This is a genomic window from Erythrobacter sp. MTPC3 (assembly GCF_042854385.1).
GTDB lineage: Bacteria > Pseudomonadota > Alphaproteobacteria > Sphingomonadales > Sphingomonadaceae > Erythrobacter.
This window is the reverse complement of the sequence record NZ_BTGP01000010.1, coordinates 147,057-163,369: the sequence shown is the minus strand read 5'-3', so window position 1 is coordinate 163,369 and position 16,313 is coordinate 147,057. Positions and strand designations below refer to the sequence as shown.

Here is a 16,313-nt window from a genome sequence, read left to right as displayed (position 1 = left end):
ATGGCATGGCTTTTCGCGACATGGGAAGCGATGACAATAACAAGGCTGGCAAACGGGCGAAAAAAAGTCCCAAGCCCTATACCCGCCCTCGCGGCGGCGGGCCTAAGGCGATTGGCGACCTGATGCCGGAAATCGGTCGGACAGCCTTTCGCCGGTTTGGTTTCGTGCAAAGCTCTGTCGTGACCCGCTGGCCCGAAATCGTCGGCCCGCGCCATGCGCGCGTTTGCAGCCCGGAGGCGATCCGTTTCCCTCCCGGCGAAAAATCCGAAGGTATCTTGCAACTGGTCGTCAGCCCGGCCCACGCGCCGCTGATCCAGCAGGTCACGCCAGAAATCATGGAGCGCGTGAACCGCTTCTTCGGATACAGCGCCGTCGTGCGTGTCAAAATCCGGCAAGGCGCGGTTAAGCCTACCCATGGTCAAAAGCCTGCCAAGGCGCCGCCTTCGTTAAAGCCGATCCCGATGGAACTGGGGGACAGCCTGCGCGATATCGGCGACCCGGAACTGCGCACTGTGCTTGAATCGCTGGCGCGCAGTTTCGATGCGAAAGAGAAAAAGGACAGGGGCGAGCAATGAAAGCTATAATCGGTGCGGCAGGTCTCGCTGCGCTCTGCCTGTCCCAGACTGCCGCCGCGCAAAGCCTTGAAGACGAACGCAGCGCCTTCAAAGACCTGACCAGCAAAAAAGCATGGCATGCCACTGTCGAGGAAACCGAACGCGGCCACCTGATTGGCAATCCCGAGGCGGAGGCCCGGCTTGTCATGTTCGTCAGTTATGCCTGCAAGGGATGCTATGAATTTGCGTTTCGCGGGGACCCGGAACTTGATCTGGCACTGCTCGCGCCGGGCATACTCAATCTCGAAATCCGGCCCCGTTTCAATCATCCGGCCGATCTGCCGCTTAGCCTGCTGGCATCGTGCGGAGAGCCTGCGAAGTTCAAGGTAAACCATGCGATATTCATGCGCGAACAGAAACGCTGGATGGACGCATGGAACGGGGCCTCTGCATTTAACCGGGTCAATTGGTCGCACGGCACCATTCCTTCACGCAGAAGCCTGGTAAACGCGCTCGATTTTGATGACCTGCTCGCCCGCCGCCGGGGGTATTCGCAAATGGATATTGGCCGCTGCCTGTCCGATCGCGGCGAAGCGGCCCGTTTGCTAGCAAACAGCAGGGCCGATACCGAAGAATTTGGTTTGCCAATCGATGCTGATGGGTTTGAAAAGCCGCATTTCCTGTTCAATGGCAAACTCATGGAGGGCATCCATTCATGGGATGACCTTTATCCGATCCTCGCCGAGCGTTTCAAACCGGAGCCGGTGGAGGAATAGTCACACACTCACGCCGCGCGTATCTTGTATCGGGCTCAAATGGCCCAAATCGTCGAACGATGGCAGTTTTGCCGGATTTTTGCACAAGCAGGTATTTGCGCGCTATTGTTGCCACCAGAAACACCCGTTTATCCTCCTTGAAAGACTAAAGGTAATTTTTCCCATGATCTCGATCGCTTTTCCGACCAAGGCCCGCATGACTTTTTCGCTCGGCCTGATTGCCCCGCTGATGCTGGCCGCATGCGGCGCCGATGCAGAAACGGGCGGCGATGAAGCCGGCGAAGCAATCGCCGCTATTCCTGCGCCTGACGGCACCAGCTGGACCGAAACAGTGACCGTCAGCGACGAAGGCGGCTATGTTCTCGGCAATCCCGAAGCGCCGCTGAAACTGGTCGAATACGCCTCGCACACCTGCGGAGCGTGCGCGCAATTTTCCGCAACCGGAAAGCCGCCACTCAAGGACGATTACGTGTCCACCGGCGTCGTCAGCTTTGAACAGCGCAATCTGGTGCGCGATCCCATCGATCTCGCCATCGCGACGCTGGTCCGCTGCGGTCAGAAAGAAAACATGCAGCCGCTGTCCGACCAGGCATGGGGTGCACTCGAGGGGATCTTCCAGAACGTCCAGCAGAACGCCGCCCAATACGAGGCATCCGGCGAACTGCCGGTAGAGCAACGCTTTATCGCCATCGGGGAAGCGGCTGGACTGATCGACTTTTTCTCCGCTCGCGGCGTTTCAGCGGATCAGGCGCGCGCCTGCCTCGCCGATGTCGAGACGATTGAGACAATCGCCAACAATTCGGCCGAGCAGGCCAATGAACTGCAGGTCTCGGGCACGCCGACCTTCTTCCTGAACGACAGCCGGATCGACGGCATCAGCTGGAACGACGTGGAAGCCGCGTTGCAAAACGCCGGCGCACGGTAACGCGGCGCAGGGGGACCACGCACGATCATGCAGATCAGCCGGCTTAAGCTCAGTGGATTCAAGAGCTTTGTAGAGCCGGCTGAACTGCGCATCGAACCCGGCCTGACCGGGGTTGTCGGGCCAAATGGCTGCGGCAAATCCAACCTTCTCGAAGCGATCCGCTGGGTCATGGGGGAAACCTCTGCAAAATCCATGCGATCGGGCGGGATGGAGGACGTTATCTTTGCAGGAACATCCTCCCGCCCAGAACGCGCCTTTGCCGAGGTCGTGCTGCACGCCGCGGATGATGACGGCGAGGAATTGGTTGTCACCCGCCGGATCGAGCGCGGCGCTGGCAGCGCCTACCGAGTCAACGGCAGCGATGTGCGGGCAAAAGATGTCGCGCTGACCTTTGCCGATGCCGCAACCGGCGCGCATTCACCAGCGCTGGTGAGCCAAGGCAAGATTGCGCAGGTCATCGCTGCGAAGCCGGCCGAGCGCCGCAAGATGCTGGAAGAGGCAGCAGGCATTTCCGGTCTGCATGTCCGGCGCAGAGACGCCGAAAGCAAGCTGCGTTCGACCGAGGCCAACCTTGCCCGGCTCGAAGACCTGATGGCAGGTCTCGACACGCAGATGGCCTCGCTCAAACGGCAGGCCAAGCAAGCTGAACGGTACAAAACCCTCACAGATCAGATCAACGTAGCAGAGGCGCGCGTGCTGTTTGCCCGGTGGCGCGATGCGGCTAAGGCGGCAAAGGAAGCCCGCGCCGCCGCAGAAGGTGCGGAGAAACGCGTTGCTGAGGCGCAGAACGCGACCGAAACCGCGCAGAAGACGCAGGCAAACGCAGCAGAGAAACTGGCCAAAGCGCGTGATGAATTGATCGACCGCCGCGATGATGCCAACGCGCATGGGCACCGTATGGCCGCCCTGTCAGAAAAACTCGAAGCGGCGGAACAGCGCCTGGCCGGGCTGGAACGACAACGCACTCGTCTTAAAGAGGACCGCGTTGCAGCCGACCGCATGACATCCGACGCCGCAGAGGCGCTCAAGACGCTCGCAAGCGACCTTGAAACCAGTCAGAAAGCAGCAGAAGAGGCGGAGAGCGCGCGCCCTGCCCTCGCCGCAAAAAGCGAGGATAGCGAGCGCGCCAGCCGGACCGCAGAACTCGCTCTGGCCAAGGCAACCGCCGACCATGCCGGGGTCGAGGCCGAATGGCGCGTCGCCGAGGCAGCCATTGCGCAGGCCCAGGCGCGGCTCGACCGATTGGCGCGCGAAGGTGATCGGATCGCGGCAACCCGCGCCGAATTGTCAGGCGGGCAGGACCCCGATGACGCTGTAACAGCAGCACAGGATGCCGCCGAGGAAGCCGCGAAGGAAGTGACACGCCTGCGCGAACGCCTGGAGGCGGATCAATCGCGCAAAAGCGCGCTGCAAGACAAACGCGATGAAACAGCCGCTCAGCTTGCCGCCGCGAAGGCCGAGCTTGCGGGGGTCGAACGTGAATATTCCGCCCTCGCCCGTGACCGTGATGCGCGCGCGAAGCGTGCGGCGGGCCGCGAAGGTCTGCCAGCCGCTCTCGACAAGGTCAGCGTTGCATCGGGATACGAACGCGCCTTGGCCGCAGTGCTAGGCCGTGATGCCAAATCGCCCCTTGGCTCTCCCGAAGAGGCGAAAGACGGACGGTTCTGGACCGGCAGCGATGCCCCGGACGAAGTTGCGGACAGTCTATTGAGCCACATTACGAAATGCCCGGCTGAATTGCGCTCCCGCCTTTCGCTCGTCCATGTTGCGGAACCCGATGACGGGCGCACACTTGGCCCGGGCGAATGGCTCGTTACCAAAACCGGCCACCTGCGCCGTTGGGACGGATTTGTCGCCCGCGGTGAAGGCTCTGCCGAGGCGGCGATGCTCGAGGCGGCGAACCGCCTTTCCCAGCTGGAGGCGATGCTGCCAGACCTGCGCGCCAAGGCGCAAACCGCCGAGGCAGGCGAGGCACAAGCGCGCGAGGAGCTTCGCGTGCTGCAAATGGATCTGGTCGCGCAGGAACGCGCGATCGCAGGCGCTATCGATGCCGAACGACAGGCCTTGCGTGCGCTCGATCAGGCGGAGGCCGCGAAAGAACGGATTGCAGCGCGGCTGGAGGAATTGGCCAGCGCGTCAAGCGACCTTGAAGAGCAGGTACGCACTGCGACCCATGAACTGGAAACCGCGCAGCAGCAGAAATCCGCCCTTCCCTCACCCGAGGCGGGCCGCGCGTCGCTCGAGGCGGCGCGCAGCAGGCACGAGGCAGCGAAATCCGCAGTGCAGGCCGCCATGGCGCAACTGGCCGCGCACGATCAGGGGCTGGCCGTATCGCGCGAAAGGCTCGCTGCGCAGCGGGCTGATCATGCCAATTGGCAGGCGCGTTCTGGCGAAGCGGCGCAGCGCATGGCTGAAACCGCCAAACGGCTTGAAGAAATCGAGGAAGAGCGCGCGGTTATCGCCGTAAAGCCAGCAGCCCTTATCGCAGAAATTGAGCAAGGCGATGCGATGCGCGAAAAGCTCACGCGCGAACTCGCCGCCGCCGAGAATGCTAAAAACACGGTGCAAGAGGCGCTGACAGTTGCCGACCGCGCGCTGGGCGACGTGACCGAGCAACTGGCACAGGCGCGCGAGGGCCGAGCGACTTTGGCAGCCCGCGCAGAGAGCGAAGAAGAGCGCCGGGGCGAAATGGCGCGGCTATCGGGGGAACGGTTCCAATGCCCGCCGCCGCTATTGGGCGAACGGTTCAATTTTGCCGAAGAGGCTGTGAAACATTCCTCTCAGGAAACCGAGGAACTGGACCGCCTCACCGCCAGCCGGGAACGTATTGGCCCCGTCAATCTGGTCGCGGCAGACGAGCTGGCGCGGATCGAGGAGGAGCATGGCACCAATGCAGGCGAACAGGCCGAGCTAGCCGAAGCGGTAAACCGGCTGCGCGGCTCCATCGGCAATCTCAACCGCGAAGGGCGCCAACGGCTGAAGGCTGCATTTGAGGAAGTCGACGGCCATTTCCGCGAACTGTTCACCCGCCTGTTTCAAGGCGGGCAGGCGCATCTGGCGCTGATCGATAGCGACGATCCGCTGGATGCCGGCCTGGAGATTTACGCGCAGCCACCCGGCAAGCGGCTGCAATCGCTTTCGCTGCTATCTGGCGGCGAACAGGCGCTAACCGCGACCGCGCTGATATTTGCATTGTTTCTGACGAATCCCGCCCCGATCTGCGTGCTGGACGAGGTCGATGCGCCGCTGGACGATGCCAATGTCGAACGGTTCTGCGACCTGCTCGATTCCATGGTGGCGACCACCAATACCCGTTATCTCATTGTAACCCACAACGCGGTCACAATGAGCCGGATGCACCGATTATTCGGCGTAACCATGGCGGAAAAAGGGGTGTCCCGCCTGGTGAGCGTGGACTTGGGCGAAGCGGCGTTGATGGCGGCGGAATAACGCGCCGCGCGGCTTTCACCTCACGCCTCGATTGCAGCTTCCAGTTTCGCCCTCAAGGCCTTCAGCCGGGGCAAGGCTGCGTCAATTTTTGGTTTGAGAGTGCTGTCACCGACGCTGCCTCCAGCCGTATCCCCGCCCCCTGCACGCCTATCGGTGCTGCGGCGGTCGTCTGATCGGCGATCATGTTCGGAATTGGGCGCAGAACGCAAAACCGCCTCTGCCCCTTTAAGGGTATACCCCTCTTCGTTGACGAGGCGGTTTATCGTTTCAACGATGGCGACGTCGCTGGGCCGGTAATAGCGCCGCCCACCGCTGCGTTTCAGCGGATTGAGCGGCGCAAATTGCTGTTCCCAGTAACGCAGCACGTGGGGTTTGATATCGAGAGCCTCGCTGACTTCGCCAATGGTGCGCAATGCGCCATCGTCTTTGCCGTCATCGAAGTCCGCCATAATCCCTAACCCTCAGGGCGCGAAAAAGCAGTGCGCCCGCTCGTGATTTATTCGCCCTTGGCGATCTGTTCTTTCAGCAGTTGGCTCGCGCGGAACGTCATCACACGGCGCGGCGTAATCGGCACTTCGATCCCGGTTTTGGGATTGCGGCCAATACGTTCGTTCTTGTCCCGCAGGACAAAACTGCCGAAACCGGATATCTTCACGTTCTCCCCTTTGGAGAGAGCATCCGACATCTTGTCGAGAATCGATTCCACCATATCGAGCGATTCTGCGCGGCTAAATCCCAGCTTGCGGTTGATTGTCTCAGCCAGATCAGCCCGGGTCAAAGTCCCTACTGAACGCATCATACGCTTTACTCCTTCGTCGGTGCGACCCTGCACGAAGCTGATGAAGCATAACGGTTTTTAATCGCAACCGCAAACTAAGTTGTTCAAAATCCATGGATTGTGCACAAATCCGACACCCGCGGATCAAATCCGCATCAAGGTCGCGCCCCAGGTGAAGCCGCCGCCCATCGCCTCGAACATCACCAGATCGCCGCTTTTGATACGGCCATCGCGGCGGGCCACGTCGAACGCCAGCGGCACCGATGCAGCCGAAGTGTTGGCGTGTTGATCAACCGTGACGATCACTTTTTCGGGCGCAATGCCAAGCTTTCGCGCGGTCGCGTCGAGGATTCGGGCGTTCGCCTGATGCGGGACAATCCAGTCAATATCGTCAGCGGTAAAGCCCGACTGTTCAAGCACTTCGCCAAGGACGCTCGAAAGATTGACCACCGCGTGGCGAAAGACCTCGCGGCCTTTCATGCGAAGATGGCCAACCGTCTGCGTGGTCGACGGACCGCCATCAACATATAGCAGATCGTGCTGGGCACCGTCGGCGTGCAGCTTGCTCGCGATGATGCCCGGCCCTTCTGTGCCCGGCTGATCGTTTTCGCCGGGTGCTTCGAGCACGACAGCCCCCGCCCCGTCGCCAAACAGGACGCAAGTCGTCCGATCGTCCCAGTCGAGAATTCTGCTGAAAGTTTCCGCTCCGATGACCAGAGCGCGCTTTCCCATGCCGGTACGCAGCAGCGAATCGGTGGTGGCGAGCGCATAAAGAAAGCCGGAACAAACCGCCGCGACATCGAAAGCCACACCGCCATTGCAGCCAAGCGCGTCCTGCACTTTTGTCGCGGTCGCCGGGAAGGTGTTGTCGGGCGTGGCAGTTGCCACGACGATCAGATCGATTGAAGAGGCCTCTATCCCAGCATCGGCAATCGCCGCACGCGCTGCATCCACTGCGAGAGTGGACGTAGTCTCGTCATCTCCGGCGATATAGCGCTGACGAATACCGGTCCGCTCTACGATCCATTCATCGGTGGTGTCGATCCGCGCGGCGAGTTCGGCATTGGTCACGACCTGCTTTGGCAGAGCCGATCCCGAACCGAGCAGCCGCGCGCCCATCATTTGGCCGGTCCAGCCTCGGACACTGGGGCGCCGTCATTGTTCTGGAAAGCTGCCTCGCCCAATTCAGCCAGATCGTGGGTGATGCGCTGGGTCAGTTTGTTTTCGAGCAAACGCGCAGCGACCGTCACAGCATGCGCCACGCCTTTTGCATTGGCGCTGCCGTGGCTTTTGATAACCACGCCGTTCAACCCGAGGAATACAGCGCCATTGTGATTATTCGGGTCGAGGTGGTGGCGCAGCAATTCGGTCGCCGGGCGCGACACCAGAAAGCCAACCTTGGAGCGGATCGAACTGGTAAACGCCTGTTTCAGCAGATCAGTCACGAACCGCGCAGACCCTTCGATAGCCTTGAGCGCGATGTTGCCGGAAAATCCGTCAGTCACCACGACATGCGTTTCACCGCGATTGATCTTGTCGGATTCGACAAATCCGGCGAAATTCATCTCTAGGCCGCCATTGCGGTCTTCGCTGGCGGCAGTCAGGCGGGCCGCAGCATCGCGCAGCGCATCGGTGCCTTTAATCTCTTCGGTGCCGATATTGAGCAGACGAACGGTCGGTTTTTCAAAACCATTCACGATCCGCGAATACGCCGCGCCCATGACGGCGAATTGCACAAGGTTGCGCGCATCCGCCTCCGTATTGGCGCCCAGATCCAGCATCACCACGTCGTGCGGCTCAAGCGTTGGCATAAGCGCTGCAAGCGCAGGCCGATCAATGCCGGGCATGGTGCGCAAGGCAATCTTGCTCATCGCCATCAACGCACCGGTGTTGCCACCGCTGATCGCCGCGCCAGCCGCGCCTTCTTTCACCGCGTTCACGGCGAGGCCCATGGAGGTCGTTTTCGCCCGGCGGATTGCGCGGCTCGGCTGTTCATCGCCGCTGATCACATCCTCGCAATGGAGGATTTCGGATGCGCCGCGCATGTTCGGATGATCTTCAAGCGCGGCTTCGATCCGCGCCTGGTCACCCACCAGCAGGAAATTGAACGCATCGTGAGAACGACGTGCCAGCGCCGCGCCCTCTATCATGACGCGCACGCCTTCATCGCCGCCCATCGCATCAATGGCGATACGCGGCAGGCTCATGTCAGGTTCTCCGATATCATCGTCTGTAGGCCTTACAGCCCGACAGCGACAACCTCGCGCCCGTTGTAATAGCCGCAATGCGGGCAGAGATTGTGCGGGCGTTTCAGCTCACCGCAATTGTTGCATTCGTGATGCGCTTCTACTTTCAGCGAATCGTGCGCGCGGCGATTGCCACGGCGATGCGGGGATACTTTTCTCTTTGGAACAGCCATGGCGGCACCATTTCCTCAAATAAATGCGTGTGTTTCGGTCAATTGACGTAACGTCTTGGAACCGCCTCTAGGGCAAGGTCGCTGATCGCACAAGCACAAGGCTGGCGAGCGTCCTGGCCGAAAGCTGGCGGGAAGCCGCGCGCTATAGCGGAAAATTCGCACGTTGCAAGCGGCGCGAACCCTCACTAGCACGGCGCGTGATATATAAAGAGGGGATCACGGCATGACTTTACTTCCAGTAACGCTCGCGGCGGCAGCTGCGGCGGCTATTTTGAATGTCTGGCTTATGGTGCGTGTGGGCCGGGTCCGCTTGTCGGAGAAAGTGTCGGTCGGCGACGGCGGCAACGAAAGCGTCATCCGCAGTATGCGCGCCCATTCAAACTTCATCGAAAGCGCACCATTCGTCCTTATCCTGCTCGCGGTGATCGAGTTGTCGGGGAAAGGCGGATCATGGCTTGGCCTTGTAGCGCTGATCTTCATCATCGGCCGCATCATGCACGGATTTGGAATGGATGGCGGAAAGCTGGGCAAGGGCCGCATGTTCGGCACCATCATAACTATGTTGACGCTGATTGGATTGGCTGTCGCTGCAGTGCTGATCGGCGCCGACATCCTTTAACGATAAGGCGGCCGCTGCCCGATCCGCTTCAGGCCAGCGCGTGATCGCTGACAAACGCATTCGTCTTGCGTTCTTGCCCGAACGTGCTTGTCGGGCCGTGTCCGGGGATAAACATCACGTCTTCGCCTAATGGCCATAGCCGCTGGGTGATGGCGTCGATCAAATCCTGATGGTTTCCGCGCGGAAAATCGGTGCGCCCGATGCTGCCTTGAAACAGGACATCGCCCACGATCGCAAAACGGCTCGGCTCGTGGAAGAATACGACGTGACCGGGTGTATGCCCGGGGCAGTGGATCACATCCAGCGTCAGTTCGCCCACCGTCACCGTGTCGCCGTGTTCCAGCCAGCGGGTCGGCTCAAAACTCCTGGCCTCCATCCCGTAGCGCGCACCGTCGCTGTCGAGCTGCTCAATCCAGAACAGGTCGTCTTTATGCGGCCCCTCTATCGGCAGGCCAAGTTCATCGGCGAGCATTCCGGCCTGACCACAATGATCAAGATGGCCGTGGGTGATCAGGATCTTCTCGAGCGTCACGCCAGCTTTGGCCACGCCCTCTTTCAACTTGTCGAGATCGCCGCCGGGATCGGTCAGCGCCGCTTTCATCGTTTTCGTGCACCAGATCAGCGAGCAATTCTGCTGCAGCGGCGTGACGGGAATGATGGCGGCTTTCATGGGCGGGGTAGGTTTGGCTTCAGTCATGCCGCCTATTTGGCCTCTGCCAGAATGCGAGACAAGGGCGTTGATCGGCTCCCTCGCGGTTTTACACGCCGCGCCGTCTTCCAATATCCGCCTGTCCGTTAAATGCGCCCGCCTTTCCATACGACGCGGCCAATGATTTCCACGTCCTGCGCCATCACATTGACGGGCGGATAGGCAAGGTTCTGGCTGAGCAGGGCCAACCGCCCTCCCCCCGTGCTGGCAACGCGCTTCACGACGAGCGTATCGCCAAGCCGCACCACATATATGCCGTCACGCAGGGGGCGCGGCGAACAATCGACAAGTATCTCGTCGCGATCATTGAGCAGAGGCTCCATCGAATCCCCTTCGACCGTGATCGCCGATAGCTGCGCATGCTCCAGCCCCTGTTCGACAAGCCAGCGGCGCGAGAACCGGAACGTGTCAAACGGCGTCTCCTGTGATGAAAGCGCACCCGGCCCTGCGGAGGCACCCACGCTCAATCTGGGCACTTCTATGTAGTTCGAATCGGCAGCGCCAATTTCCTCAATGTAGGAATTTTCCTGCGAATCGCTCAACACGTCATCCGACACACCAAAGAACTGGGCTAGTTTCATCCTGTCCCCCTCCTCCAGTTTGCGCGGGGAGCCGCGTTTTATAAATTGTTGAAGATACGCGGAATTCCGACCGATCAATTCGGACATTTTGCTGAGACTGACACCCTTTGCGCGCGATAGCTCGAGCAGTTTTGCGCGCTCCGGCGTCATCTTGAATTCGGACATAACCAGATCATTCCCTCGCAAAACCGGCGTTCCCGCCATGTCTGCCCCCTTAAGTTTTCCTATACCATAGGATTTTTCCTAGACAAGTAGGATTTCGATTGGAACATCTACCGAACGGCGAGTGAATCGCCAATGATTTCAATCCATAATGAGGGAAAAGATGCTGATCCGAAAAGTCGAAAAGTTTCTGCGCAACCACGACATGCCTGCAACAAAGTTTGGACGCCTTGCAGCCCACGATCCGCGCTTTGTCCTAGATCTCCGCATGGGGCGAATGCCGCGCCCTGCAACGGAGGCCCGCACTTTGCAGTGGATGGCCAATTTCGAAGCCGCCTCGCAATCCGTTGAAACAAAGGAACTGGCTCCATGCTGATCGAAACGTTCATGCCCAACACGGCCGCCGAAGCGCCATTCGAGACGAAATCAGCCAAAGCTGCCACAGCACCATCAATGCGCCCCAGACGTTATCGCCCAAGGCGAACGACCGCAGACCGTGTGCGGGAGGCTTTGCTTGCAGTGGCGCAGGGTCAGGCAAGCCTTCTCTCGCACGAGGAGAAACCGTGGGCTTCGATTACGTTTTCAGGCACGCGGCACGAGATCATGCTGGATTTCGACGGCAAAAGCGCAGTTGCCGCCGGGGAGGACTTCATCACTGTGCTCCCCGATCACGAATTCACCATACCGGGACAACTGGTCGCAGAGGCGGCGGTGCGCGAGGTCGATCACCGCTTTGGCGGCAATGATGAACGTATGGTCGTGACGGCGGTTCTGTTGCTGCTGGAAGAAAGCTGAACGGTTGACCCCTCAGGCAAACAGGTTAGCGTTTGCCTGAGGGGAGCCGATTATCATGCGAAAACTCATTGTGTTTTTCACGACTGCCGCATTGGCCGCTGTAGCAGCGCCTGCGGCGGCGCAGGATTTGCGCAGTCAAGAGATCGTCGTCACGGCATCGCGGATCGATAACGATGATTTCTCCGATTATCGCCCGGCAGTGGGGCTGCGGCGCGAGGCTGATTTCCTCGTCCAGCAAGTGATCATTCGCGGCGACACCCGCGACGCGGACCAGCGCGAAGAGGAAATCCGCGCGATGCTGTTCGGCGCGATCCGTGCTGCGAGCGGCGCGGGTGTGGAACTGGCGCAGGGAAATTACATCGTAACCCAGGTGACGGAGGATAACGCGGACGAGCTGGAGCTATCCCGCGACCGGCGCCCCGATAGTGAATTCATCCGGTTTTTGGTGAAGGCTCCGCTGGCTGACACGCCCATCAGCGAGGCACAGGCCCGCATCGAAGCATTCGTCGAGGCTGTGCCCGAAGTGGGCCGCGCGCAAATGGACATATCAGGCGACGGAACGCTATCGGTCGTTGGCCCGGACAATTATCGCGATGCCATCATCGCCCAGATCGCTGCCGATTCAAAAAGGCAGGCCGATACGCTTGGCGATGAATTTACCGTGGAGCTGACCGGCCTCAATATGCCGGTCCAATGGGCGCGGTCAGGGCCGGGTGAGGTGTTGCTGTTCATCCCTTACGAGATGAAGATCGTGCCGCGCCGATAGGCAGGCCGGTCCGAGGGAGAGGTGTCCGCGATCAATAACCCTTCACCGGGTCAAAGACCGGGCCGACCGGCTTTCCATTGCGGTATTTTTCCAGATTTTCGAGAAAGCGGTTCGCACTTCGGATGAACATCTGATCCTGCGCCCGCCCGGAAAGGTGCATACTGATATGGGCATTGTCGAGCGTCCATAGCGGGTGATCTGCGGGCAATGGCTCAGGCGTGGTAACGTCCAGAAACGCGCCGCCAATCGCCTTTTCCCGCAGCGCAGTTTCCAGCGCCGACTGGTCGATTACGGCTCCGCGCGCGATATTGACGATGACGGCGTCGGATTTCATCGCCGCAAGTTCATCAGCGCCGATCATCCGGTCGGTTTCAGGCGTGGCCGGCACGGCAAGGATGACCCAGTCAAACTCGCCTAGTTTTCTCCGCCATTCATCCGGCGAAAGCACGCCTTCGCCGCCAGAGCGCCTGACGACACTTACGTCCATCTCAAAGGCTTCAAGGCGCGGCTTGATCAGTTTTCCGATTGCGCCGTACCCCAGCAGCAGCGCCTTTGATCCAGCCAGTTCACGCTTGCCCGGACTGTCCAGCAGCCATTCGCGCCGATCCTGCGCGCGCACAACATCGCGGTATCCCTTGGCGATGTTGAGCATCCCCATGACCACATATTCGGCGATGGTGATGGCGTTGATGCCCGCGCCATTGGTGACCGTGATGCCGCGATCGATTAGGACATCCATCGGCAGAAAATCGAGCCCTGCATAGATGGAATTCAGCCATTTGAGATCGGTCGCCGCCATCAACGACTTCACCATATCATCCTTGTTGTTGGAATCGAACCAACCGACCTCCGCCCCCTTCACCGCCTCCAGCGCCTCTTCATGGGTCGTGAACCATCGCACATCGACGTCATCGGGCAACTGGGGTTCAAGCAGCGGGCGGATGAGGCCTGATATTGCGAGTGTCGTCATGCTAATTTCCATTCCCAGCCCAGCGGATCGCCGTCCATCACCTCAACGCCCTTTGCGCTGAGGTCATCGCGGATCGTGTCCGAGGTTGCAAAGTCCTTTTCGCCGCGCGCGGCCTTGCGGCGGGTCAGTGCGGTCTCGATTTCGACCTCTGTTATCTCGGCGGTTTTCGGGCGGATGCGGAGGTCTTCGCGAGTGAGGTCAAACAGTCCGAGGCCAAAAACCGCGTCCATGTGTTCGACCACGGCGCGTTTGATACCGGCGTCGACTTTCTTCACGCCAAGCGCGTCTTCCAATGCGGTGAGCCCGAGTGGCGTATTGAGATCGTCCGCTACAGCCTCTTCAAATTTGGCCAGCGGTGCGGCGAATTTCGGATGTTCGGCGACCGGCATTGACGGAGCATCGGCGAGCCGCTCGGCCACCATCACCATCCGTTTAAGCCGCGTAAGCGCAGCGTCCAGCCCTTCCCAGCTGAACTCCAGTTCGCTGCGATAATGCGCCTGCAGACACATCATGCGGTAGGCGAGCGGATGGTAACCGCGATCAACCAGCGTTTGCAGCACCAAGAATTCGCCGCTCGATTTCGACATTTTACCCAATTCGCCCTTGGACCGGTCGATCAGGAAATTGTTGTGCATCCAGATGCGCGCCGCGCTGTCAGATGAGCAATTGTGCGCCTGATTTTGCGCGATCTCGTTCGGGTGATGGATTTCGCGGTGATCAATGCCGCCAGTGTGAATGTCAAACGGGTGGCCGAGCAATTCCGCGCTCATCACGGAGCATTCCAGATGCCAGCCGGGCGCGCCCTTACCCCACGGCGAATCCCATTCCATCTGCCGTGTTTCGCCCGGCGGTGTCTTGCGCCAGATCGCGAAATCCTGCGCGTTACGCTTTCCATCGACGCTGGCGATCCGGCCCTCGCCCTCTTCGGTAACAGCGCGCGCGAGCCGCCCGTATTCGGGCACGGTAGAGACGTCGAAATACAGCCCGCTTTCCAACTCATAACAGTGCTTTTCCTGCATCTGCTTACCCCATTCGATCATGCTTTCGACGTAATCGGTGGCGCGCGGATGGGCCGGTTTGCGTACGTTCAGCCGGTCAAGATCAGTCTCGAACACTTCCTGATAATATCGCGCGATGTCCCACGCGCTTTTGCCCTGCGCTGCCGCCGCTTTTTCCATCTTGTCATCGCCCGCATCCGCATCGCTGGTCAAATGGCCGACATCGGTGATGTTGATGACGTGGGTCAAATCCAGCCCGCGCTGGCTCAGCGTGCGGCCCAGCGTGTCGGCAAAGATATACGCCCGCATGTTACCGATATGCTGATAATTGTAGACCGTCGGCCCGCACGTATAAACGCGCGCCTCGCCGGGATGGATCGGAACAAATTCCTCCAGTTGGCGATTGAGACTGTTGAACAGTTTTAGCGGATTCTTCGACATGGCCCGGCCATGCGACAATCCGCGCAAGGGCGCAACAGGAGGCAACAATCAGCACCGATTCAGGAACCGATACACTCTCACGGACACTCGGCGGAATAGCCATTGCTGGCTGCACAATCGCGGTGGTCATGGATTTTATCGGAACCGGCCTGTCGGATCAGGTCGGGATGATCCGTGACACTATCAGCGACCTTGCGGCAAGCAAACGTGAAAGCATCGTGGATGAGATCGCCGATATCGGAATATACGCTTTCGTCGTCGGCGTAATTGCAACCACATATGGACTGCTGCGCTGGCGTATCGACAGGCTCGACTGGAAGATCGGATCGTGGCTGCTGGTAGTCGTCGCGATCTGCTTGGCGCTGATCGCGGGTTATGAGGCATACACCACTGGCGATGGTCCGGTGATCCATTACCGGCTCGTCTATGTGCTGGGCGTTGCATTTCCGCTTACCGTCCTGATGACCGCCGGACAGTTTTGGGAGATCAACAAATCGCTCGGTATCGTGCTGTATGCAGGCGGTGTGCTGTGGGCGATCCTGGGGCCGTTGTTATTTCTCGTGCCCACGGCGTATGACGGAGCGTATGAGCGGATGCTGGCAGGCATGATGCTTGGGTGGTTTATCACGATGGGAGTGATGATCTGGCGTGATCCAGATATTGTCAGACAAGTCTCGGAATCCCAGCGCGGTCACGATTGATCGGGATCACTCCCAGCCCAGAAAAGAGACCTGTTCATCCAGCGGCACCCGTTCGCGGTCATAGGTGTTGAGCGGCGCGTCAGGATCACGGTATCCAATCGCCATGCCGCAAAACAGCATATATCGGTCATGGTCGAGGCCGAGATGGTCGCGGATTACATTGGCATACAGAGCCATGTATTCCTGAAAACAGCTGTCGAGCCCCTCTTCGCGCAGCAGCAGCGCGACCGTTTGCAACCACATGCCGGTGTCCGACCACTGCGCCTCTTTCATCAGGCGCGGGAAATAAGTGAACATGACGACCGGCGCATCGAAACTGGTGGCGTTGCGCATCATCGCCTTCATCCGGCCCTCGCCATCATCGCGGGCAATATTCATGGCGCCAAACATACCCTTGGAAACGGCGTTGAGGCGCTGTTTGTATGCATCCTCCTGCGCTGGCGCGGTCCAGTCATACTCGGCCTCTTGCGGAGGCGTGGTGGTGATATTCGCCTGTAGATCGGCGAGCGGCTGACCGGTGAGGATCGCCGCCTCCCAAGGCTGATAATTGCAACCCGAAGCCGCCCAGCGCGCGGTATCCATAACGCGGCGGATTTTCTCAAGCTCAACCGGTTTATCGAGATATTGCCGGACAGAGCGGCGGGAAGTGACGGCTTCGGTTACGTTCAT

At 59.9% G+C, this 16,313-nt stretch carries 19 protein-coding genes; 9 read left to right on the top strand and 10 right to left on the bottom strand.

Annotated elements, in window-relative coordinates:
• The first annotated feature begins 5 nt into the window (after window positions 1-5).
• The 4 genes from ACGHU1_RS14170 (at window position 6) to smc (ending at window position 5,705) form a co-directional block, all read left to right on the top strand.
• Window positions 6-575 (top strand): DUF721 domain-containing protein, encoded by a 570-nt coding sequence (locus tag ACGHU1_RS14170; RefSeq protein ID WP_390587975.1) that lies wholly within the window; start codon window positions 6-8, stop codon window positions 573-575.
• A complete protein-coding gene (locus ACGHU1_RS14165) occupies window positions 572-1,330 on the top strand; it encodes a DsbA family protein (RefSeq protein ID WP_390587973.1) in 759 nt (252 codons plus the stop codon). Before ACGHU1_RS14170 ends, ACGHU1_RS14165 begins: the two co-directional genes overlap by 4 nt.
• A gap of 163 nt (window positions 1,331-1,493) precedes the next feature.
• The gene (locus tag ACGHU1_RS14160) at window positions 1,494-2,255 is read left to right on the top strand and encodes a thioredoxin domain-containing protein (RefSeq protein ID WP_390587972.1); all 762 of its coding nucleotides are present in this window, start codon (window positions 1,494-1,496) and stop codon (window positions 2,253-2,255) included.
• A gap of 27 nt (window positions 2,256-2,282) precedes the next feature.
• Window positions 2,283-5,705 (top strand): chromosome segregation protein SMC, encoded by a 3,423-nt coding sequence (smc, locus tag ACGHU1_RS14155; RefSeq protein WP_390587971.1) that lies wholly within the window; start codon window positions 2,283-2,285, stop codon window positions 5,703-5,705.
• A 20-nt stretch (window positions 5,706-5,725) separates the two neighbouring features.
• On the opposite strand, the gene ACGHU1_RS14150 is transcribed toward smc, so the two are convergent.
• The 5 genes from ACGHU1_RS14150 to rpmF all read right to left on the bottom strand — a co-directional run bounded on the left by ACGHU1_RS14150 (window position 5,726) and on the right by rpmF (window position 8,902).
• Entirely contained in the window at window positions 5,726-6,154 is a 429-nt protein-coding gene (locus tag ACGHU1_RS14150) for a MerR family transcriptional regulator (protein WP_390587969.1), read from the bottom strand.
• A gap of 47 nt (window positions 6,155-6,201) precedes the next feature.
• On the bottom strand, window positions 6,202-6,504 hold the full coding sequence (locus ACGHU1_RS14145; protein ID WP_390587967.1) for an integration host factor subunit alpha: 303 nt from the start codon (window positions 6,502-6,504) through the stop codon (window positions 6,202-6,204).
• Window positions 6,505-6,627: 123 nt separating this feature from the next.
• Window positions 6,628-7,605: a beta-ketoacyl-ACP synthase III gene (locus ACGHU1_RS14140; protein WP_390587965.1), complete on the bottom strand. Its 978-nt coding sequence runs from the start codon at window positions 7,603-7,605 to the stop codon at window positions 6,628-6,630.
• On the bottom strand, window positions 7,602-8,690 hold the full coding sequence (gene plsX, locus ACGHU1_RS14135) for a phosphate acyltransferase PlsX (protein ID WP_390587963.1): 1,089 nt from the start codon (window positions 8,688-8,690) through the stop codon (window positions 7,602-7,604). Before plsX ends, ACGHU1_RS14140 begins: the two co-directional genes overlap by 4 nt.
• 32 nt (window positions 8,691-8,722) lie before the next feature.
• The gene (gene rpmF, locus ACGHU1_RS14130) at window positions 8,723-8,902 is read right to left on the bottom strand and encodes a 50S ribosomal protein L32 (RefSeq protein ID WP_390587962.1); all 180 of its coding nucleotides are present in this window, start codon (window positions 8,900-8,902) and stop codon (window positions 8,723-8,725) included.
• 223 nt (window positions 8,903-9,125) lie between these two features.
• On the opposite strand from rpmF, the gene ACGHU1_RS14125 reads away from it, so the two are divergent.
• Window positions 9,126-9,521 carry an MAPEG family protein gene (locus ACGHU1_RS14125; RefSeq protein WP_390587960.1) on the top strand — a complete coding sequence of 132 codons (396 nt, stop codon included), beginning with the start codon at window positions 9,126-9,128 and terminating at the stop codon, window positions 9,519-9,521.
• Between the two features lie 28 nt (window positions 9,522-9,549).
• On the opposite strand, the gene ACGHU1_RS14120 is transcribed toward ACGHU1_RS14125, so the two are convergent.
• The gene (locus ACGHU1_RS14120) at window positions 9,550-10,218 is read right to left on the bottom strand and encodes an MBL fold metallo-hydrolase (protein ID WP_390587959.1); all 669 of its coding nucleotides are present in this window, start codon (window positions 10,216-10,218) and stop codon (window positions 9,550-9,552) included.
• A gap of 98 nt (window positions 10,219-10,316) precedes the next feature.
• Window positions 10,317-11,015 carry a helix-turn-helix transcriptional regulator gene (locus ACGHU1_RS14115; RefSeq protein WP_390587957.1) on the bottom strand — a complete coding sequence of 233 codons (699 nt, stop codon included), beginning with the start codon at window positions 11,013-11,015 and terminating at the stop codon, window positions 10,317-10,319.
• Between the two features lie 121 nt (window positions 11,016-11,136).
• On the opposite strand from ACGHU1_RS14115, the gene ACGHU1_RS14110 reads away from it, so the two are divergent.
• Genes ACGHU1_RS14110 through ACGHU1_RS14100 form a run of 3 tightly spaced genes read left to right on the top strand, consistent with a single transcriptional unit; the run spans window position 11,137 to window position 12,534 of the window.
• Entirely contained in the window at window positions 11,137-11,349 is a 213-nt protein-coding gene (locus ACGHU1_RS14110) for a hypothetical protein (protein WP_390587956.1), read from the top strand.
• Window positions 11,343-11,768 carry a hypothetical protein gene (locus tag ACGHU1_RS14105; RefSeq protein ID WP_390587955.1) on the top strand — a complete coding sequence of 142 codons (426 nt, stop codon included), beginning with the start codon at window positions 11,343-11,345 and terminating at the stop codon, window positions 11,766-11,768. The genes ACGHU1_RS14110 and ACGHU1_RS14105 overlap by 7 nt, the downstream gene beginning before the upstream one ends.
• Before the next feature lie 55 nt (window positions 11,769-11,823).
• A complete protein-coding gene (locus ACGHU1_RS14100) occupies window positions 11,824-12,534 on the top strand; it encodes a TonB-dependent receptor (RefSeq protein WP_390587953.1) in 711 nt (236 codons plus the stop codon).
• Between the two features lie 31 nt (window positions 12,535-12,565).
• On the opposite strand, the gene ACGHU1_RS14095 is transcribed toward ACGHU1_RS14100, so the two are convergent.
• Window positions 12,566-13,504 (bottom strand): D-2-hydroxyacid dehydrogenase, encoded by a 939-nt coding sequence (locus ACGHU1_RS14095; protein ID WP_390587951.1) that lies wholly within the window; start codon window positions 13,502-13,504, stop codon window positions 12,566-12,568.
• Window positions 13,501-14,943, bottom strand: a complete 1,443-nt coding sequence (gene cysS / locus ACGHU1_RS14090; protein WP_390587950.1) for a cysteine--tRNA ligase — start codon at window positions 14,941-14,943, stop codon at window positions 13,501-13,503. The genes ACGHU1_RS14095 and cysS overlap by 4 nt, the downstream gene beginning before the upstream one ends.
• A 17-nt stretch (window positions 14,944-14,960) precedes the next feature.
• On the opposite strand from cysS, the gene ACGHU1_RS14085 reads away from it, so the two are divergent.
• The gene (locus ACGHU1_RS14085; RefSeq protein WP_390588039.1) at window positions 14,961-15,644 is read left to right on the top strand and encodes a DUF998 domain-containing protein; all 684 of its coding nucleotides are present in this window, start codon (window positions 14,961-14,963) and stop codon (window positions 15,642-15,644) included.
• A 6-nt stretch (window positions 15,645-15,650) separates the two neighbouring features.
• On the opposite strand, the gene ACGHU1_RS14080 is transcribed toward ACGHU1_RS14085, so the two are convergent.
• A complete protein-coding gene (locus ACGHU1_RS14080) occupies window positions 15,651-16,313 on the bottom strand; it encodes a nitroreductase (protein ID WP_390587949.1) in 663 nt (220 codons plus the stop codon).